The organism is Vreelandella sp. 2A-K22 (assembly GCF_054065485.1).
Genome location: NZ_JBSUGC010000007.1, coordinates 170,263 through 190,434 on the forward strand (window position 1 = coordinate 170,263; position 20,172 = coordinate 190,434).

The 20,172-nt window shown below is 54.5% G+C and carries 18 protein-coding genes and 1 pseudogene; 10 read left to right on the plus strand and 9 right to left on the minus strand.

Annotated elements, in window-relative coordinates:
• Nucleotides 1-26 precede the first annotated feature (26 nt).
• The 6 genes from xseA to ACW17M_RS11640 all read right to left on the minus strand — a co-directional run bounded on the left by xseA (nt 27) and on the right by ACW17M_RS11640 (nt 5,909).
• Complete coding sequence (gene xseA / locus ACW17M_RS11615; RefSeq protein WP_457547426.1) at nt 27-1,376, minus strand: exodeoxyribonuclease VII large subunit; 1,350 nt, start codon at nt 1,374-1,376, stop codon at nt 27-29.
• 92 nt (nt 1,377-1,468) lie between these two features.
• Nucleotides 1,469-2,293, minus strand: a complete 825-nt coding sequence (locus ACW17M_RS11620) for an ABC transporter permease (RefSeq protein ID WP_457547427.1) — start codon at nt 2,291-2,293, stop codon at nt 1,469-1,471.
• A 9-nt stretch (nt 2,294-2,302) separates the two neighbouring features.
• Nucleotides 2,303-3,367 (minus strand): extracellular solute-binding protein, encoded by a 1,065-nt coding sequence (locus ACW17M_RS11625; RefSeq protein WP_457547428.1) that lies wholly within the window; start codon nt 3,365-3,367, stop codon nt 2,303-2,305.
• A 9-nt stretch (nt 3,368-3,376) separates the two neighbouring features.
• Nucleotides 3,377-4,405 (minus strand): ABC transporter ATP-binding protein, encoded by a 1,029-nt coding sequence (locus ACW17M_RS11630; protein WP_457547429.1) that lies wholly within the window; start codon nt 4,403-4,405, stop codon nt 3,377-3,379.
• Nucleotides 4,402-5,193 carry an ABC transporter permease gene (locus ACW17M_RS11635; RefSeq protein WP_457547430.1) on the minus strand — a complete coding sequence of 264 codons (792 nt, stop codon included), beginning with the start codon at nt 5,191-5,193 and terminating at the stop codon, nt 4,402-4,404. Before ACW17M_RS11635 ends, ACW17M_RS11630 begins: the two co-directional genes overlap by 4 nt.
• A gap of 68 nt (nt 5,194-5,261) precedes the next feature.
• Nucleotides 5,262-5,909, minus strand: a complete 648-nt coding sequence (locus tag ACW17M_RS11640) for a TIGR00725 family protein (RefSeq protein WP_457547431.1) — start codon at nt 5,907-5,909, stop codon at nt 5,262-5,264.
• A 111-nt stretch (nt 5,910-6,020) separates the two neighbouring features.
• Here ACW17M_RS11640 and ACW17M_RS11645 point away from each other — a divergent pair, with 111 nt between their 5' ends.
• Nucleotides 6,021-6,797 (plus strand): DeoR/GlpR family DNA-binding transcription regulator, encoded by a 777-nt coding sequence (locus ACW17M_RS11645; protein ID WP_457547432.1) that lies wholly within the window; start codon nt 6,021-6,023, stop codon nt 6,795-6,797.
• Here the strand turns inward: ACW17M_RS11645 and ACW17M_RS11650 are convergent.
• Nucleotides 6,797-6,994, minus strand: a pseudogene (locus ACW17M_RS11650) (exodeoxyribonuclease VII large subunit); the annotation flags it as partial. The gene ACW17M_RS11645 and the pseudogene ACW17M_RS11650 sit on opposite strands and share 1 nt — an antisense overlap.
• 109 nt (nt 6,995-7,103) lie before the next feature.
• Here ACW17M_RS11650 and ACW17M_RS11655 point away from each other — a divergent pair.
• Nucleotides 7,104-7,616, plus strand: coding sequence for an opioid growth factor receptor-related protein (locus tag ACW17M_RS11655; RefSeq protein WP_457547433.1), 513 nt, complete (start codon nt 7,104-7,106; stop codon nt 7,614-7,616).
• Nucleotides 7,617-7,636: 20 nt separating this feature from the next.
• On the opposite strand, the gene ACW17M_RS11660 is transcribed toward ACW17M_RS11655, so the two are convergent.
• Both ACW17M_RS11660 and ACW17M_RS11665 read right to left on the minus strand, forming a co-directional pair.
• A complete protein-coding gene (locus ACW17M_RS11660) occupies nt 7,637-8,389 on the minus strand; it encodes a hypothetical protein (protein ID WP_422156139.1) in 753 nt (250 codons plus the stop codon).
• A 106-nt stretch (nt 8,390-8,495) separates the two neighbouring features.
• Nucleotides 8,496-10,226: an SWIM zinc finger family protein gene (locus ACW17M_RS11665; protein ID WP_457547434.1), complete on the minus strand. Its 1,731-nt coding sequence runs from the start codon at nt 10,224-10,226 to the stop codon at nt 8,496-8,498.
• A 212-nt stretch (nt 10,227-10,438) separates the two neighbouring features.
• Between ACW17M_RS11665 and guaB the strand changes: the two genes are divergently transcribed.
• The 8 genes from guaB to ACW17M_RS11705 all read left to right on the plus strand — a co-directional run bounded on the left by guaB (nt 10,439) and on the right by ACW17M_RS11705 (nt 20,172).
• The gene (gene guaB / locus ACW17M_RS11670; protein ID WP_022519926.1) at nt 10,439-11,908 is read left to right on the plus strand and encodes an IMP dehydrogenase; all 1,470 of its coding nucleotides are present in this window, start codon (nt 10,439-10,441) and stop codon (nt 11,906-11,908) included.
• A gap of 97 nt (nt 11,909-12,005) precedes the next feature.
• Nucleotides 12,006-13,583 (plus strand): glutamine-hydrolyzing GMP synthase, encoded by a 1,578-nt coding sequence (gene guaA, locus ACW17M_RS11675; RefSeq protein WP_457547435.1) that lies wholly within the window; start codon nt 12,006-12,008, stop codon nt 13,581-13,583.
• Between the two features lie 298 nt (nt 13,584-13,881).
• Nucleotides 13,882-14,085 carry an Arm DNA-binding domain-containing protein gene (locus tag ACW17M_RS11680; protein ID WP_457547436.1) on the plus strand — a complete coding sequence of 68 codons (204 nt, stop codon included), beginning with the start codon at nt 13,882-13,884 and terminating at the stop codon, nt 14,083-14,085.
• Between the two features lie 94 nt (nt 14,086-14,179).
• A complete protein-coding gene (locus tag ACW17M_RS11685; RefSeq protein WP_457547437.1) occupies nt 14,180-14,353 on the plus strand; it encodes a hypothetical protein in 174 nt (57 codons plus the stop codon).
• Between the two features lie 2 nt (nt 14,354-14,355).
• Nucleotides 14,356-16,617: a RecQ family ATP-dependent DNA helicase gene (locus ACW17M_RS11690; RefSeq protein WP_457547438.1), complete on the plus strand. Its 2,262-nt coding sequence runs from the start codon at nt 14,356-14,358 to the stop codon at nt 16,615-16,617.
• Nucleotides 16,617-17,996 (plus strand): DNA-processing protein DprA, encoded by a 1,380-nt coding sequence (locus ACW17M_RS11695; protein ID WP_457547439.1) that lies wholly within the window; start codon nt 16,617-16,619, stop codon nt 17,994-17,996. Before ACW17M_RS11690 ends, ACW17M_RS11695 begins: the two co-directional genes overlap by 1 nt.
• A 342-nt stretch (nt 17,997-18,338) precedes the next feature.
• Nucleotides 18,339-19,229 (plus strand): sce7726 family protein, encoded by an 891-nt coding sequence (locus ACW17M_RS11700; RefSeq protein ID WP_141439908.1) that lies wholly within the window; start codon nt 18,339-18,341, stop codon nt 19,227-19,229.
• 7 nt (nt 19,230-19,236) lie between these two features.
• On the plus strand, nt 19,237-20,172 hold the full coding sequence (locus ACW17M_RS11705) for a sce7725 family protein (protein WP_457547440.1): 936 nt from the start codon (nt 19,237-19,239) through the stop codon (nt 20,170-20,172).

Genomic DNA, 20,172 nt, shown 5'->3' on the forward strand with positions numbered 1-20,172 from the left:
AGATATCGGCCATTTAACTTAGGTCTTTAACCCCCGGACTTTAGACGCCGCTTAACTTCCACACTTAGCCTGCCTTCACCTAGCTTCAGTTTCAGCTTCTGGCCGGGCTGAGTATCTTCCGCGCGGCGAATGACCTGGCCCTGCTCATCCTGGGCAATCGCATAGCCGCGCCCCAGCACCGCCAGCGGGCTGACCGCGTTTAACTCCCGCGCCGCGGCTTTCAAACGTGCCTGTTGGCTCTCCAACTGGCGCTGCATTGCACTACCCAAACGGCGCTGTAACTGGCTCACACGCTCGCTTTCTGCACGGTGCAACCGTGCCATATCCTGGCTGGCCAAGCGCCTGCTCAGCTGTGTCACCTGGGCTTTCTGCTGGCCGAGCGTTAACTGCATGGCACGATTCAAGCGCTGATTGAGGGCGGTTAAGTGCTGGCGCTGGCGGTTGAGCTGTTCACCGGGGTGGCGCAGCTTGGCGCGCAGGGTATCCAGCCGCTGGCTGTCGCGCTCCAGGCGCGCCTGCATGGCCCGCTGCAAACGACTGTGTTGATGCTCAAGCTGGCGCTTAAGGGTGTTTTGATCCGGCACTAGGCGCTCAGCAGCGGCAGAAGGGGTGGGAGCGCGCATATCCGCGGCAAAATCCGCCAGGGTAATATCCACTTCGTGGCCCACCGCCGACATTACCGGCAGCCGGGAGTGGAAAATCGCCCGTGCCAGGTGTTCGTTATTAAACGCCCAGAGGTCTTCCAGGCTACCGCCGCCGCGAGTGATCAAAATTACGTCCCGCTCCGGGTCTAGCCGCGCCTGACGGTTAAGCAATGCCAGCGCCGAGATCATCGCCGGGGCGGCTTCCGCGCCTTGCACCGGCACCGGTATCAGCGTGACGTCCGCCAGCGGCCAGCGGGCTTCCAGCACCGCCAGCACATCGCGAATCGCTGCCCCGGTGGCGGAGCTCAAGATCAGCAGCTTGCGGGGCGGGAAGGGCAGCGGCCGAGCGTTGGCAAACACACCTTCACCTTCCAACTGCGCTTTTAAGCGCTCAAACGCCGCCAGCAGTTCCCCCAGGCCCGCCGCCTGCACAGCATCGGCAATTAGTTGGTAGTCGCCCCGCGGCTCGAACAGCGACACCCGCCCGCGCAGCTTGACCTGATCACCGTCGCGCATCGGCGCCGAAACAAACCGTGCCCGCTGACGAAACAGCGCGCAGCGAATCTGCGCCCGGTCATCCTTCAAGGTGAAATAAACATGCCCGGAAGCGGGGCGAGAAACGTTAGAGAGCTCGCCCTCTACCCACACCTCGCCCACATCGCGCTCAAGGGTTTGCTTGGCGCGCTGGTTGAGTTGGCTGACGGAGAGTGTTTGGGCGGGTGTTTGGGTCATGGCGGATATCTGAAGGCAGGGCACTGTAGCCTAGCATCAAATACTAGCGCTCATCGAATATAGAGCGGGGCAAATTCGTTGCCCCGCAAGCGCTATCGATGCTGAGAACGTCGACGAATCCATTCGCCGGGAAGGGTTAGCAACAAGCAGCAACACATCATTAGCAGCGCAAGAAGAGCAACAGAGGCCATATCAGACCCTGCGTCGGAAATATTGCTGTATAGCAAGAGCGGCAGCAGGTTGATCTGTGAACCGGTAAGCGCCAGGGCCGTACCATAGGCGCCAAAAGCTACGGCAGCACAAAGGCTCCAGGAGGAGATCAACGCAGGCAGTAACGGCGGTAGGTACACGTCACGAATTTGCTGCCACCGAGAGGCACCAAAGCTTTCGGCCATCACCAGTTGGCGGCGGTCAAGCCCTTGAACCACAGGCAGCATCAGTAACACCACGCGGGGTACCAAGAAGTAGGCATACACCAACACCAATCCCTGTGGGGTATACACAAAGCGGCCAAACCATGCCGGGTCTACGCCCAGCGATGCCAGGGACAGTGTGATAAAGCCTGCCCGCCCCAACAAGAGGATAAAACCATATGCCACAATCAAGCCGCTGAAAATCAGCGGGAGAGAGATCAGCCAAAGAAGAAAAAAGCGTCGCCGTTCCGGTTGATGATAGAGAAACTCAGCAATCACGACACCAACGATGACCGACAAAAGCGCAGTGCTAATGGATAAAGCAACGCTGGTTATTAAGCTTTTAAACACCAGCCCTTCGTCGAGAAGACGAGCACCCGTGATCAAAGGTGACTCAAGCGCTGCAATAATCAGCAGTGTCAGCGGCACCATAAAAAACAGCGTGTAAATAATGCCGCTGGGTAGAACCAGCGGCAAAACGCTAAAAAAGCGCAGGCGAGGCATGGCGTGGCCTTATTGATTAAGGACGTGCTGAGTCCACTGGTGGCTGAGGTCAGCGCTAATGCTCGACGCTTTTTGCACATCCAGCGGGCGAATCTGCGGCGCCTCTACCAGCGTGTCGGGCAGCTCGATATCTCCGTTGACAGGGCGAACAAATCCTTCCGCAAAGGTACGTTGACCCTCGTCCGACATGACATAGTTGAGCCATAGGCGTCCGGCATTCGGGTTTGGCCCGTTCTTGACCAGTGAAATAGCGTACGGCGCTGCGACCGACGCCTCTTCGGGGATCACCACCGCAGCGTTGTCGCCCATGCCATCGGTAATGCTGGCTTTTAGACCGTCGTTTTCATAGCCGATCCAGATAGGAATTTCACCGCGCACGAACTGCGCATAGGGCGTGGTGCCAACCACACGGGCAACATTACCGATGCGGCTCAACTCCGCAAGATAATCGATGCCCGGCGTTAAATTATCGAGATCGCCCCCCATCGCATAATTGGCCGCCAGGGTGAGGACTTGGCCTTGCCCGGTCGAGCGCGGGTCAAGGTAGACGATACTGTTTCGGTACTGCTCATCGAGCAGGTCTTCCCAGCTTTGCGGCACTTCATCGACTAACTGCGTATTAACGATAAAAGCCACATTCAAGGAGTGGATTGTGAACCACTCACCCGCGTCTGCTTTGAAGACATCGGGAATGCTATCGAAATTGATGGGGGTAAAGGGGCTTAACAGCTCTTTCTCATGCGCATTAATGGCGGAAGAAGCGTAGTAGTAGGCGGTATCGGCCTGGGGACGGTTGCGGGCCTGCTCCAAAGCGACCACGGTGGCACCCGAGCCTAGGTCGTTAAAAACAATTTGAACACCCGGGTAGCGTTCCGTGAAACGGTTGAACTGGCTTTGCCAATTGGCCCAGGTGGGGCCGGTATCAAATGATACAACCAGCCCTTCTTCCTGGGCGGCATCGTAGAGGGCTTGCTCGCCGTCGTAGAGCTCAGCGTCAAGCGTGTTAGCCGCATACGCTGATAAAGGCAGCAGGCTAAGGGCGGAGAGTAGGCAGTAAGCAAAAGAGCGTTGCATGATAGTACCTCAGCGATTGAACAGGTGGATATGAGTGGGAGGAAGCGCCACGTGAGTGATGTGATCCGGCATTGAAGCCGACTCAAGCGACAACGTGGTAGTGCCGCAGAGAAGATACTGACGTTGCTGGGCGCCCAGAAACTGCCTCTCTATCACCGTGGCAGGTGCCTGGTTAGCGATATCGCTAGCTGGGTTGGCAATAATTGCTTCGGGACGAATCATGGCGCGCACGGTTTGCCCCACAGTAAAGGCGTGTGGTGTCACTTCCAGGATGCCCAGGTCGGCGGTTTGAATGCGCTGCGAATCAAGTACCTGAGCGTCGATAAAGTTGGTGCGACCAATGAAACGTGCCACGGCTTCACTCACAGGCTGCGTATAAAGTTGGTGGGGCGCGCTGTGTTGAAGGAGTTCGCCCTGTTCAAGCACGGCAACGTGATCGCCCAGCATCAGCGCCTCTTCTTGATCATGGGTGATCATCAGCGTGGTGACGCCGAATTGACGCTGTATATGCTTGAGCTCCTGGCGCATCGACTCCCGCCGGGAAGCGTCGAGCGCCGAAAACGGTTCGTCGAGCAGAAGGGCACGGGGCTCGAATACCAGCGCGCGTGCAATGGCCACTCGCTGCTGCTGGCCACCGGAAAGCTGGGATGGATAGCAATGTTCCAACGCCTCAAGGCCTACATCATGGAGGATCTTGCGGGCGCGTCGGTGGCGCTCTCCCAGGCGAACACCTTTAACCTTAAGCGGGTAGGCGACGTTGCCAAGCACTGTCATATGGTTGAAAAGCACATAATCCTGCAGCACGATTCCCAGCCCGCGCTCGCCGCAAGTAAGCTGAGTTACATCTTGATGATCAAGCAGAACGCGCCCTTGAAGCGGGGTGAGAAAGCCCGCGATAAGCTGTAAAAGCGTACTTTTTCCCGAGCCGCTGGCACCCACCACCACAAGAAATTCGCCCGTTTCTACCTGTAGGTTGATGTCGTGAACACCCACGCTGCTATGGGGGTAGTGGAACTGGATGTTTTCAAGCGCAATCATTGCGGTAACTCCTGGGAGGAGGGTCGGCCCAGCCGCCACTGCACCAGGGTGGAAAACAGCGAAAACAGCAGAGCGAGTGAGAGCAGAAACAGCGTTGCGGCGCAGGCGAAGCCTGTGGTGCGGTAAAACGCTTGGATCAACACCACTGGGTAGGGCTGGGTCATAAAACCTGAAATCAGGTTGCTCAGCTCAAACTCGCCAATGGACAGCGCCGCAACCGTTAAGCTGCCGGTAAATACCGAGCGGTATACCAACGGCAAATAGAGATGTACAAAACGTTGCCACTCGGCTGCCCCAAGGGACTGGGCCATGCGTTCATACGCCTTGAGTGGAGAGGCTTCGATATCGGCATATACGGTGTAGAAAAGGTAGGGAAACGTCACCACCACATGCCCTGCCACTAGCAGCCAGGGGCTGCCTAGCCAGGGCAGCATGGCCGTGCTAAAAGCCAGAATGAAAGCAAAGCCTATGACCAACTGGGGAACGGCTACCGGCAGCATGACCAGAAGACGCGTGATGCTCTGAGCCACAGCAGGGAATTTAAGCGTTACGCCATATACCAGCGGTACGACTAATAATATATTGATCAGACAGGTGGTTAAGGCCAGTTTGAGCGTCGTCAACATGGCGTTTCGATAGGTGGTTTCTTCCCATACGCTGATAAACCAACGCCAGGTTAACCCCTCAGGTAGCAGCGTATTGCTCCACTGGTCGCCGAAAGCGCCTACGAGCAGTAGGACGATAGGGGCCAACAGGTAAACCAAGTAGCAATAAGTGATCAGTCGCATATCTGGCCCCTAACTGTTAATAGAGATAAATGACCATAATGTAAGAATTTGATCGTTTGTTGATATATTCATGATGGTTGTGTGATTCCCCATAGGTGTGCGGCCGTTAGCGCTAAGGCTTCTTCCACGCTGCAGATAGGCGTAGTGCCTTCGGCATTAGGGGCATCAGGGAAGGTGAGTACAGGCTTATTAAAGTGACGGCCAAAGGCTACCTCGGTGTGCGTGCCCAAACTGCCGCCTACGGCGATCAGCACCACACTGGCTCGGGCGATAAGCACGTTGCGTGCCTCGCCCAAGCCGCTGGCAATAGGTAGGGTAACCCAAGGATTGGCAGCCTCTGCGTGGGTATCGGGAAGCAGGCCGATGACCTCGCCTCCTTGAAGTGCGGCTCCCTTGCTGGCCGCTTCCATAACGCCGCCCCGGCCACCGCATAACAGCGGAATGCTCAGCTCGGCCAGCCCCGAGCCTAAGGCATAGGCTATTTCAAGCTGGCGCTGGGTGGCCTCGCGAGGCCCAATCACGCCCACCGGAGGCCGCTGCATCGGCGTATTGCTGTGCTTCAGCGCAATCAGCGCTTCGCGGGGCTGGCAGGGGGATTGCAGTACAGCTGGCCAACTGGCCTCGCCAAGCGGACGCATTTTGGGCGACAGAGGCTCATCTGCGTGCGTCATGATACGCTGGCATTCATCAAGATAAATTTGTAATGTCTGAGTCATGTTTTGATCAAAATGTAAGAATTTGATCGTTATGGTCGCGCCCCGCTGTGTCAATTTGATGACGGACGGTCGCAAGGCCGGATTTTTTTATCAGGGGATTGTTTGTTACCGATGACTGACCTAGCGCATTTGAACCCACGCCATCGCGAGTTAATTGCTTTGGTTGAATTGCATGGGCATGCCTCGATCGAATTTCTTGCCCAGCGGCTCAACTGTTCCGCTCAAACCGTGCGGCGCGACATTCGTAAACTGTGTGACGCCAACGTACTCCAGCGTTTTCGGGGCGGGGCTCGGATCGAAAAACCCCAGGTGAGGCTTGGCTACGCCACCAAACAGGATTCGCAGCAGGTAGAGAAGGGGCGTATGGCGACCCTGGCGGTATCGCAGTTGCAGGAAGGCGAGGCGCTGTTTCTGGATACGGGCACAACCTGCGATCATGTTGCACGCGAGTTGTTGAACTACCGTAAAAGGCTGCACGTGGTCACTCATAACCTAACGGCCGCGCTGACGCTCGCTGCCCAGCATCAGTTGTTCGATATTCATGTGGTGGGCGGAAAGGTGGCGGGACGGGATGGGGCGCTGACTGGGTCGCGCACCATCAAAGAGCTGACCAGCTATCGGCTGGATGTGGCGATGGTTGCTGTTTCGGGCATAGATGAAGAGGGTTACCTGCTCGACTTCGATAGTGAAAAAATAGAAGTAAAACAAACCATGATGCGCCACGCTGGCCGTAAAGTTCTGCTGATGGGGTCAGCGAAATTATGTCAGCGCGGTATCCAGCGTGTTGCTCATCTTGATGAGTTTGATCAAGTGATTTGTGATGTACCTGCACCCGAAGAAATCCAAACGCTCATGACCTACCCTGAGCGTTGGCAAGAAGCTTTATAGGCTCGCTGACGAAACAGCGCACAGCGAATCTGCGCCCGGTCATCCTCCAACGTGAAATAGACATGCTCCGACGCCGGGCGGGAAACATTAGAGAGCTCGCCCTCCACCCACACCTCGCCCACATCGCGCTCAAGAGTCTGCTTGGCGCGCTGGTTGAGTTGGCTGACGGTGAGTGCAGTGGGCGTTGGTGCGTTCATTGCTGTCCCTTGCTTTAGGGAATCCGGGAATCTTTACGGCTAGTGGCGTAAAATGGCGTCGTTGTTACGAAATATCATTGTATTACCCAGGAGATGACGAGGAAATGCTATGGGCCACCACCCAACACCGTTGATCGCTTTTTACCGTGGCGAGGCACCGGATCATAAAGGGCGCTATATCAATGCCATTTGGGCCTTGTCGCACTTCTGGCTGGAGCACACCCATGATTATATTCAGTGGCTTTTTCCCATTCCCGAGGCTGGCCGTTTTAACGGTTTTGCCCCGCGACTGACTGATGTCGAGCGTGACATATTTCAAGACGATAGTGCGTTACGTGAGCAGCAGCGCGTGTCGCTGGATGTGTTGTTAAGTTTTTTGGGTTTAGTGCGGGATGGGCTCACCATTACTGCCCAGCCGAGCCTCAATATCCGCGAGCATATCTGGCTCAAAGCAGGTGGGCATAATCACCTGCGTATCTCGAGGATGATTCGTTCTTTGGCACTTTGTCACCAGTACGATCTGGCGCTGGGTTTACAGGAAGCGGTGATACGTATTGGTACCGAGCAGGGCATCGTTTCGGATGCCTCGATCCAGTATTGGAGCGAGGCGCATAAGGAGTAGCCTGAATTACTCAGTTGTTGCTATTGGCATGCCGCAATAATAGAAAAGCCGTAAAGCCTTACATCTGGCGTTCCTTCAACGAGGCAGCCTCTTCGGCGTGATGTGGTTACCGGGTCTGTGAGTGTCTGGAAGTAGCTGAAGTGGTAGCTCGCGGGGTCATCGTTATTCACGTCGGTATCTAACTGAGATACGATCCTTTCGTGTGTTGCAGCGCTGAGTGCTTCCCATTGATCCGTATTGCCCTTCTGTCTGTTATCCACATGCAGGTAGAGGGCGATAGGGAGCTTGATAACCTTCTTCTTTAGTGCTTTTCCCAGGCTTGTTTCATCAAGCTCGATGAGCTGATTGACGGCTTTCTGCCACGGGCGAACGAGTCGCTGTGTCGTTGTTGCGTATTCTTCACCAGGTTGACGACCGTTCACAGAAGCACGAATGACTTTCAGTTCGACGAGAAAACTGGTACTGCGATAGTCGAAAATGATATCCACTCGGCCTTTGCCGCTGGCTTCATCTGTCTGACGAGATACCTGTACTTCAGTGGCAATGTGGCCAATCTGGCTATTAAAGCCATCACTTAGCAGCGCCTTGATAAAGGTACCGTAGAGTTCCCGCTCATTGGGAATACGTGTATTGCGAATGAAATGACGCGTATCTGGATCGTCAAGCGCTTCCCCCAAAGCACTGCATAACGTCACCATCATATCGCGCGAAACACGTGCCCCCGTGATGTTATCCGGATTGCTGTAGTAGAGCTGCCTAGGTTGGTCTGCCATCCTTGTTCCCTTTTATTAATAATAAACAGCATGATACACCTCTTGGCCATACTATTCGCTTAAGGGGTTGCTTGGCGCGCTGGTTGAGTTGGCTGACGGCTACCTCTTATTTGAGCGTGTCTGAAAAGGCTTCGTCCAACCACTTAATGAAGTTCCGCTTGGCTTTAAATTCGCTACGTAGCTGCGTCAGTATTTGCGCGAAAGCAGTGTACTGAGCTGGCGTTTCCAGGCTCTTTTTCAGCTCTTTAAGCAACGCGATGCCCTGTCGATAGCCTTGGTTGTTAGTCTGTTTTACATACAGCCTTACCAAACGCAGGTACAGTGGTATACGTGCATCGGGAGAGGGCAGGGCTTTGGCTAATTGATACAGCAAGTGCGCTGATACTTTATGCTCAGCGCATAATGCTTGGGCATCGTCCAAACGTCCCTCGTACAAATAAACTTCCAATAAGGTGTCTTTTGCCCGCTGTGCTTGGTAGAAGGGCACCTTCTCCGACGGTTGGGTGATGCATTTTAATAGCCAGTCACAGGCCAACTGGCGATAATCGATGGCTAAATTATGCGCCTCCATCAGCGCCACTAGCTGCCGGTAATCCTCCAACTGTTGGGTGTGCTGATAGATCCCCCACTGTTGCTCCGCCGCCGCGTCTGTTTCACCGCGATGCAGTTTTAGGCGTATCTCAAGCCGGTTGCGTTCAAGGCGCCAGTGATAGTCGTTTTGTTTCTCGCACTTAGCGGCATAGTTTAGCCACGCTTCTACCTTATCCCAGGCTTCATACTCCATACACAGCTCAGCGGCCTCTAGGCAGTCCTTCTCGTCGCTGATGGTTTTCTGATACAACGCCAAGATAGCGGCTAGGTCACCGGCGGCTTGTGCGCGCTTAAGCAAAGGATCGCGCAGGCGAATCAATCGGTAGCGATCCTCCCATTCCATGGTGGCTGCTTGGTTCGGCAGTGCATCCAGGGCTTGTTGCAGGCGCTCATGGTAGGCGTCTTGGCTCGCTTGGCTCAGCACGTCTAAATATGCATCAGGAATGGGTGGGTATCGATCCTCTTCCCCGCCAAAAGATTTTTCATACAGATAGCCTGCTAGCTTGTCGGCAGGCCAGTCGAGCCGCTTTACGGTCTGAATGTGCAAAGTGTGTAAGAGGTGTTCGCAGTGGAAACGAAAGCCGCCGGAGTCATCAATGGTTTCCAGTGCTTTATCCATGCGCGCGAGTGCGTAGTCCACCAGTGCCAAGCTTTTTTCTGGGGGGAGTTGCGGCACCTGTTCCACCAGTTGTTCAATAACGGCTTCTGCTTTGCTGAAATAGTGGCTCACTTGCGAATAGCGGAACAACCCGCGATTAATGGGAAACGCGGCAGTGATACGTTTTTTCAGCGCCTTGTGATCCAGCACGCCCAGTGCCGCATCTGCTTTCAACGACCACTGCTGGTGCAGCACCGGGTCATTTTCAATAAGCGTTAGCAGCGTTTTGACCAGCGAGGGTTTGTCTAACGTCTCTAAGTAAGCGTGAATGCGATCTGAAGTGTCGCCCTCTGCCAGCTGTGCTTGTTTGGCATGCTCGGCGCGGTACGCTAGGGCAACGGCTACGCAGTGCTTGCAGAAATCAATGCCTTCGGAAGCGGGGCAATTACAACCGCCGCTCAAACCTTGCTTGGTTAACTTCAATGCCACATGGTAAAGCTCGCTGCCATCGACGTCAGCGTTAATGGTGGCACCGCTTTTATCCCAGTTGATCACCATGCCCTGTTGGTAATATTGAACCCCGCGGGCAAAAGCCGCATCACCCGCCAACATAACCAGCTGTGAGTCTGAAATTAACGTCTCATCCATTGTCGCCGCCTGACACTTCTGTAGAGCTAAATGACGTATAGGCTAACATTAACCGCAGGGTGCTGACTGTCACGGGGTATGCGCTAGCAGCGCGCCAAGCAGAAGCAGTAGCGAGAGTAGGGGTAGTGGCATTGCTGGGATGGCCCTCAAAACGCTATAATAGGCGATTAACCTTTCACGCCCCACTTCCTCTCAATCAGGGTGTTGCCGCTATGCTACGTATGGCCCAAGAAGCACTAACGTTCGATGACGTTCTCCTCGTTCCCGGCTTCTCCGATGTCCTACCCAAGGATGTCAGCCTCAAAACCCGCCTGACCCGCAATCTTTCGCTCAATATTCCGCTCCTCTCTGCCGCGATGGACACCGTTACCGAAGCGCGTCTAGCGATTGCGATGGCCCAGGAAGGCGGCATCGGCATCATCCATAAGAGCATGGCCATGACCCAGCAAGCCGCTGAGGTGCGCAAGGTCAAAAAGCACGAAAGCGTGATTGTGAAAGACCCGGTCACCGTTAGCCCTAAAGCCAAGCTCGAAGACCTGCTCGCCATGGCCCGTGAATACGGCTTCTCCGGTTTCCCCGTGGTAGAAGGCGAAACCCTGGTGGGTATCGTGACCGAACGCGACATGCGCTTCCAGCCCAACCATGGCGACAGCGTTGAAGCGATCATGACGCCGCGCGACCGGCTGGTTACCGTCAAAGAAGGTACCGACCTCGAAACCAGCAAAGCCAAAATGCGCGAACACCGCATCGAAAAAATGCTGATCGTTGATGACGAGTTCCACCTGCGTGGCCTAGTCACCTTCCAGGATATCGAAAAAGCCCGCACCTACCCAATGGCTGCCAAAGACAGCGACGGCCGTTTGTTAGTTGGCGCAGCGGTAGGCACCGGCCCGGAAACCCCGGATCGCGTGGCGGCACTGGCTGAAGCAGGCGTGGACGTGATCATTGTCGATACCGCCCATGGCCACTCCCAAGGCGTTCTCGACCGCGTTCGCTGGATCAAAGAGCACTTCCCGCAGATTCAAGTGATTGGCGGCAACATCGCCACTGCCGGTGCTGCACGGGCGCTGGCCGAGGCGGGTGCGGATGCCGTTAAAGTAGGCATCGGCCCTGGCTCGATCTGCACCACGCGCATTGTTGCCGGCGTTGGCGTACCGCAAATTACCGCGGTTTCCAACGTGGCCGAAGCGCTCAAAGAGTACGACATTCCGCTGATTGCCGATGGCGGCGTGCGCTACTCCGGTGATTTGGCCAAGGCGATTGCCGCTGGCGCCAGCGCCGTGATGGTCGGCGGCCTGCTGGCCGGTACCGAAGAAGCACCGGGCGAAGTCGAGCTCTACCAGGGCCGTACCTACAAAGCCTACCGTGGCATGGGCTCCATGGGTGCCATGTCGCAGAGCCAGGGCAGCGCCGACCGCTACTTCCAGGATAAGAGCGAAGGTGCCGAGAAACTGGTGCCGGAAGGCATTGAAGGCCGCGTTCCCTATAAAGGCATGATGAGCGCCATCGTTCACCAACTGATGGGTGGGCTGCGCGCTTCCATGGGCTACACCGGCTGCCGCGATATTCAGGAAATGCGCACCAAGCCGGAGTTTGTACAAATTACCGGTGCTGGCTTTAACGAATCCCACGTCCACAACGTGCAGATCACCAAAGAAGCCCCCAACTACCGGGTGAGCTAACCAGCGTAGTTAGTTAAAACGGCGGCGGGCACAACAGCTCGCCGCTTGCTTTTTGGCCTTACCAGCGGCACCCACACCGCTTAACCGAGACCCCGCCATGAGTGACATTCACGCCCATAAGATTTTGATTCTCGACTTCGGCTCGCAGTACACCCAACTGATCGCCCGTCGCGTACGCGAGATCGGCGTCTATTCCGAAGTCCGCGCGTTTGATATCACCGAAGAAGAGATCCGCGAGTACAACCCCAACGGCATTATCATGGCCGGTGGCCCGGAATCCGTGACGGAACTGGACTCCCCGCGTGCGCCCCAGTGCGTGTTTGAAATGGGCCTGCCGGTGTTTGGTATCTGCTATGGCATGCAGACCATGGCCGAGCAGTTGGGCGGTAAGGTAGAAGGCTCGAACCAGCGCGAATTCGGCTACGCGCAGATTCAGATCGACGAAGACAACGCGCTGTTTAAAGACATCAAAGACCACGTAGACGCTAAAAGCGGCAAAACCCTGCTGGACGTATGGATGAGCCACGGCGACAAGGTCGCCGAAGCGCCCGCCGAGTTCACCGTGACCGCCTCCACGCCGAGCTGCCCGATTGCCGCCATGGCCTGGGAAGAGAAGCAGTTTTACGGCGTACAGTTCCACCCGGAAGTGACCCACACCCTGCAGGGCCAGCGCATTCTTGAGCACTTCGTGCTGGATATCTGTAAAGCCGAAAAACTCTGGACGCCTGCGCAAATTATCGAAGACCAGGTACAGCGCGTGCGCGAGCAAGTGGGCGACCGCCATGTACTGCTTGGCCTCTCCGGCGGGGTGGACTCTTCCGTAGTTGCCGCGCTGCTGCACAAAGCCATTGGCACCCAGCTGACCTGCGTATTCGTCGACAACGGCCTGCTGCGTAAAGCGGAAGGCGATCAGGTCATGGAAACCTTCGCCAAGCACATGGGCGTGAAGGTGATCCGCGTAGACGCCGAAGAGCTGTTCCTCGGCAAGCTGAAAGGCGAGAAAGACCCGGAAGCCAAGCGCAAAATCATCGGCAACACCTTTATCGACGTGTTCGATGAAGAAGCCAGCAAGATCGACGGCGTCGACTTCCTGGCCCAGGGCACCATCTACCCGGACGTGATCGAATCCGCTGCCTCCAAGACCGGCAAAGCCCACGTGATCAAATCCCACCACAACGTAGGTGGCCTGCCGGAAACCATGAAGCTCAAGCTGGTCGAGCCGCTGCGCGAACTGTTTAAAGACGAAGTGCGCAAACTCGGCCTGGAACTCGGCTTGCCCTACGACATGGTCTACCGCCACCCATTCCCTGGCCCCGGCCTGGGCGTGCGTATTCTGGGCGAAGTGAAGAAAGAGTACGCCGACATCCTCCGCGATGCCGACGCCATCTTCATCGAAGAGCTGCGCGTTTCCGGCTGGTACGAAAAAACCAGCCAAGCGTTTGCCGTGTTCCTGCCAGTGAAATCCGTAGGCGTAGTCGGCGACGGCCGCCGCTACGAGTGGGTCATCGCGCTACGCGCAGTAGAAACCATCGACTTCATGACCGCCCGCTGGGCGCACCTGCCTTATGAGCTGCTGGAGAAGGTTTCCAACCGGATTATCAATGAGTTGGAAGGGGTTTCGCGAGTTACTTATGATGTCTCCAGTAAGCCGCCTGCTACTATTGAGTGGGAATGATTACACGTTAGGCACTAGCGGGTACTGACTGGTATCAAGTTTATATTAAGCTCATGTTTTCATGGGCTTTTTTGTTTTTCACTGTCTAGCAACTTTTGGCAACGGGAAGCACCGCTTGAGCGTGGTATCCAAGGTGGTGCTATTGAGTCGTGATGCCATGAGTGATAGCCGATACCATGCTGTTTGATCCTATATGTCTATGGTATCAATGTTTGGTAAATATTTGTTTTTATTGTATTTTTACCTTTTTTGGGGTGATATTGCAGCATGGTATCGAATTTGAAGAAGGATAAGGATCTTGCTGACTGATACCAAGCTGCGCAACCTCAAGCCGAGGGATAAGCTCTACAAGGTGAATGACCGAGATGGCCTATATGTGGCTGTCACTCCAGCCGATTGTATTTCGTACCGCTACAACTATTCGGTTAGTGGTAGGCAGGAGACCATCAACTTTGGCCACTACGGCGTCGGTGGCATCACCCTGGCCGAAGCCCAAGAATAAGTCACCGGCCAAGGAGAAGGTACGCGACAAGGCACGAGTGAAAGATGCAGAGACGTTTGGTGCCTATATGAAGAAGTAGTTGCGCGGGAACCACATGGCCGACTCCATCCGCAACATGAGTTGCTCAGTCTATACACGTGAGTTGAAGCCGAAGTTTACCAATCAGAAGCTGGCCGAAATTACCCATGGGGACTTGCGGGCACTGACCGATACCATCGTTAGCGTGGCGCACCGGCCACCGCCGTTCATGGGCGCGAAATCGTATTAAACGTGTATCGCTGGGCAATCGAACGCGATCAGAAGGTTGAGAATCCGGCAATATTGGTGCGTGCAGCATCCATCGTCCGGTTCGAGTCGCGTGATCGTGCGTTGACGCCAGAAGAAATCGGGCTGATTATCGGTACATGGAAAGGGTGGGTACAAGTCCAACAAATCGTGGGGAGAAGCGAAGGCATGATCTATGATTCTGAATACGCGCTGGAACTGCTCCGGATCGGCTCCGGACACGATGATGCCACTTTCCGCGAGGGCCAAGAGGATGCCATTCGTCATATCGTTGAAGGAAAAGGCCGTTTGCTGGTCGTGCAGAAGACCGGGTGGGGCAAGAGTTTTGTTTACTTCATCGCGACTAGGTTGCTGCGGGAAGCTGGGGCCGGTCCTGCGTTATTGATCTCGCCGCTGCTGGCGCTGATGCGAAACCAGGTTGCGGCGGCAGAGCGGATGGGGGTTCACGCCGCCACAATCAACTCCGACAACATGGACGACTGGAAGGTAGTTGAGGGCAAGCTGGCCAAGGGGGAGATCGACATTCTCTTGATCTCGCCGGAGCGCCTAGCGAACGAGCGCTTCCGGACACAGGTTCTGGCCAGCATCGCTGCACAGATTTCGATGCTGGTCATCGACGAGGCACATTGCATTTCCGATTGGGGGCATGACTTCCGCCCTCACTATCGCCTGTTGGAGCGAATTGTTCAAACGCTGCCGCCCAACCTACGATTGCTCGCCACAACGGCCACAGCGAACAATCGCGTGATGGAGGATCTCGCTGCCGTGCTTGGTCCGAAGCTGGACGTCTCGCGTGGCGACCTGAATCGAACCTCGCTTTCTTTGCAAACGATCCGCCTGCCCAGCCAAGCCTTGCGCCTTGCCTGGCTGGCAGAGCAACTGACCACGCTGCAGGGCCACGGCATCATCTACACGCTGACGGTTCGTGATGCCAATCAAGTGGCGCTATGGCTGAAGATCCAAGGCTTTAACGTGGAAGCCTACACCGGTGAAACTGGCGATCGTCGAGAGCAGCTCGAGCAGGCGCTGCTCAACAACCAAGTCAAAGCGCTGGTTGCCACAACAGCTCTAGGGATGGGTTACGACAAGCCGGATCTGGCATTTGTCATCCACTACCAAATGCCAGGATCCGTCGTCGCCTATTACCAGCAGGTTGGTCGCGCGGGACGTGCACTGGAGTCCGCGTATGGGGTACTCCTCAGCGGTCAGGAAGAAACTGACATCACTGACTGGTTTATCCGGAGTGCCTTCCCTACCCGAGAGGAAGTTGCTGATGTCTTGGGAGCACTTGAAGAGGAGCCCAATGGGCTGTCTGTCCCCGAGCTGTTGAGCCGAGTTAATCTAAGCAAAGGACGTGTTGAAAAGACGATTGCGTTACTTTCTCTCGAGGCGCCCGCTCCTATTGCTAAGCAGGGCTCCAAATGGCAACTTACGGCAGCAACACTGAGTGATACGTTCTGGGAGAGAGCGGAGCGCCTCACTACGCTTCGGCAGGATGAGCACCAACAAATGCAGGAGTACGTTAGCCTTCCGTATGGTGATCATATGGAGTTCCTTATTAGCGCCCTTGATGGTGATCCCATCGCTGTCAATAAACCTAGGTTGCCCCCGCTGTCTAATATGGTAGATGCTGAACTGGTCAAGGTGGCCGTAGAGTTTCTTCGTCGCACTAGCTTGCCCATTAAACCGCGTAAGAAGTGGCCAGATGGCGGGATGCCGCAGTATGGCGTTAGGGGGGGAATTGCGCGTGCATATCAAGCTAATTCAGGCAGGGCTCTCTGCGTGTGGGGGGATGCTGGCTGGGGTAGTATTGTGCGGGCTGATCGATACCAACATGGCCATTTTTCTGATCAATTAGTGCAAGCATGTGTTGATATGATTACAGAATGGCAACCAAATCCGGTTCCTGAATGGGTCACAGCTATCCCTTCGTTGAAGAATCCCAGGATTGTTCCGGATTTTGCTAAAAGGCTGGCTGACTCCTTAGGACTGCCTTTCTATCCGGTGCTCGTGAAAACGGAAGACAGACCTGAGCAGAAGACCAGGGCCAACTCCTCTCAACAAGCTCGTAACCTTGATGGCTCTCTCGATATAGCTGGTGAGCCTATTCCTAGTGGGCCTGTTTTACTGGTCGATGATATTGTGAATTCGAGATGGACTTTAACAGTTGCAGCATGGCTTCTGCGTAGGGCGGGAAGCGGTGAGGTTTGGCCAGTAGCTCTTTCACAAACTGGACACGATGATTGATGCAAGTTCTTTCACCTAATACTCAGGCGATTCTGTTGCTAACTGCGCCACTCATCGCGGGGCGCGGTACCCCTACAGCCGATTTGTTAAGTCCTGGCGAGTACAAGCGTCTCGCCCGCCATTTACTCAAGCTCCAACGTCAACCCGCAGACCTCATTTCTCCAGAAGCTACTGACGTGTTGCACGCATGCCATCCGGTGATTGATGAGGTTCGTCTGCAGCGGTTGTTGGGGCGTGGATTCCTATTAAGTCAGGTGGTTGAGCGCTGGCAAACGCGGGCAATTTGGGTTGTGAGCCGTGCTGATCCTGGGTATCCACGTCGTCTTAAAGCTCGATTACGAGAGGACGCTCCAGCGGTACTTTATGGCAGTGGTGACATCAGTTTGCTGGAAGCGGGCGGACTGGCTGTTGTCGGATCGCGAAAAGTTAGTGATGACTTGGTTGACTACTCCATGTCAATTGGTCGGTTAGCCGCTCGTGCTGGACGGACCATTATTTCGGGCGGAGCAAGAGGTGTCGATCAGGCTGCAATGCGAGGTGCATCGGAATCAGGCGGAAAGGTTATTGGTGTTCTTGCTGAGCATCTTGAAAAGACCGTTATGAGCCGTGCGGAGAGGAATCAACTACGTAACGGTAACCTGACTCTTGTTTCCGCGTACGACCCGAGCGCTGGCTTCAACATTGGTCATGCTATGCAGCGCAACAAGCTGATTTATGCCTTGGCGGATAGCTCGTTAGTGGTAAATTCTGACCTAAACAAAGGCGGTACTTGGGCTGGTGCTATTGAACAGCTCGAAAAACTCAATTTTGTTCCAGTGTTTATCCGGTCAACGGGGGAGCCCTCCGCAGGATTGGATGGTTTGCAAAAGAAAGGCGCACTGCCCTGGCCGAATCCACAGGACGTGGATTCCTTCGAGGACTTGTTCAACGTGGTGACGCCCACGTCGGCGGCTCTCTCACAGGTTGATTCAATGCTGTTTTCGAATGAAGAACTATGGTCGGCAGACGACAAACGAACGGCACCAGAGGACGGAAGCAAGCCATCTGCGCCGGGCAACGTTATTTCCGATGCACAGCCGCCCGCTCCGGTATTGGAAGAGCTGCCTCCAGCCAAGTCAGAGGCCGTACCACCATTAGATGGGGGCGCGGAAGCTCCGCAGCCAGAATCGACCCCGGCCGAAGTGCTCTTCTCTGCCGTGCGCGCAGCGATTCAGCAGCTATTGAGTGTGCCGATGAAAGACGTGGAGGTGGCTGCAGCGCTGGATGTATCAAACACGCAGGCCAAGGCTTGGTTGCAGCGGCTGGTTGAGGAGGGTGTGTTGGAAAAGGAAAAGAAGCCTGTACGCTATGTAAACAAAGCACAATGCTTATTTGATTAATTACTTGTCTGAGCCTGCTAGCAGTGTTGTTTTTTTATATGGTATATTTCATGGTCTATTTGCATTGTCGTGGTATAGGTTGTTGATTTTTAAGGTTATTATTTTCTTATTTATAATAGAGTGGGAGTAAGCGTAGGCTTATTTATATAGTTGCGTGGGCGCAAGTGATGTAGCCTAACCTTAAACTGTTCGGTATCAGGTCTATATTTAGTATTGAGAACATGCAACGGTAAAATTGTTCGCTTCGAGCGGCGGTAAGGATACTGCCGTTTTTGCTAAATGTAGGGTAGGGGCCAACTCACGCACCCTGATTTGTTCGAAATGGACGGCTGAGGTAGGAGCATGAAAACTTATAGTACATCGCAACTGTCCGCCCTGACTCGCCTCTTCTCTGCCGCTGTCTTCCGAGAATTGGCGAAAAAAGGCCAATCTGGCTTATTCTGTCGGCTACTCGGACAAACAAATTTGCTTGATAATGCCGGTTCAGATGCGACTGTTGGAGATGTTTTCGACCAAGCATTCGAAATTTTGAAGGTCGCTGGACAGCGCGATGAATATATTTATCGAGCGGCTATCAGCCAGAAGATACTGATGGGAACGCACACTCTACGCACAGCCTCAATGCTCAATGAGTTTCGTGCTGGTAGTAGTAAGGCTGATCTCGTTATCTTGAATGGCACTGCTACCGTTTATGAGATCAAATCAGAGCGGGATTCTCTTGCGCGACTCGCCACCCAAGTCGAGAATTACAAGCGCGTTTTCGCCAAGGTAAATGTAATCGCGAGTGAAGGTCATATAGACGGGATAATAGAAACGGTTCCGAAAGATGTAGGGGTAATGTGTCTTTCAAAGCGCTTCCGGATAACAACAGTGCGTGAAGCAGCGGAGTGTCCTGCGCGAATCTGCCCGGTAACTGTTTTTGAGTCATTGCGTATGGCTGAAAGCAGCACAATCTTGCAGACAATGGGCGTGGTGGTGCCTGAGGTACCTAACACTCAACGGCATGCCGTTATGCGTGACCTGTTCGCTAGGCTAGACCCGGTCGAGTTACATGTAGAGATGGTTCGCACTCTCAAGCGGACGCGTGACCTTGCACCGCTTGGTGACTTTGTCAATCGTTTGCCCAAATCTTTGCAAGCTGCGGCGCTTTCTATATCGGTGCGCCGCTCTGATCACCCGAAGCTGCTTGGCGCCATTGAGACTCCGTTGCAAACAGCCATGACTTGGAGCTGAACGTCGTATGTATTATCCCTATTTTCGCGGAAAACAATACGAGCTTATTACCATCCGAGAGATGGCGGTAGTGCTTGCCGAAAAGAATTTCGTACCTGTGATTGAGCCAGTGAGGGAATCACTTGGCGGCCTTAAAAAGGCCTTAAGTACAGTATCCGAAGCCGGGGGACGTGCAATTGTTATCGTGAATCCTTATTACGGTGATCATAAGGAAGACGGGGCGAGTATTACTGGCCTACTCCAAGAAAGTTTTAACAACATTGACAATATCTCTGCCGGCATTTTGTTGCGTAAGGACATGGACGTTAACGAAGTAATGGCTTGCTATAATCAACATGTCAATCATCACCCTGTTCTAGTCCACGCAGGCTTCACTGCTCCTAAGGAGCTGGCAGTTGCGCTGGAGAATAACATGGCTGGCCTCACCAACATCTTTATCGAAGATCATGCAAAGTTGCTCTACCGGAAGCACTTTGGACAGGGGCGACGCATCCTCGTGCGTGATGGTTTTAAGCGGCAGCGTAATGCTGATTATAAGCCAATTGAAGAATTCTCTGATCTTCATGTCACCTATGATGAACTTGGCATGATGGGATTTGGAGATTTTTTGATCGCGGGCGACGTCTATAGTGAGAGTGGAGGCCCGGCTTATGCCGTTGCGATCCACTTGACCTTCATCGATCCGGACAAGGACGATGTCATGTACATCTATCACTTCGTCTCGAATACAAATGACACTCCAACCGATCCTGCCGGAAAGTTCGCCCAAGCACTGGAAAAACTGATCGCGAAACTGGACAGTGAAAATTCTCATATTCTTGAAACTGATGCGGTACAAGAGTTTCGCTCACTGCATGCAAAGGGCCACTTTCCCGGGCTCGGGTACGTCAAGAAGCTTTCGATGAAGCATCATATCGAGACTCTTGCCGCCTATTGTGGCTGA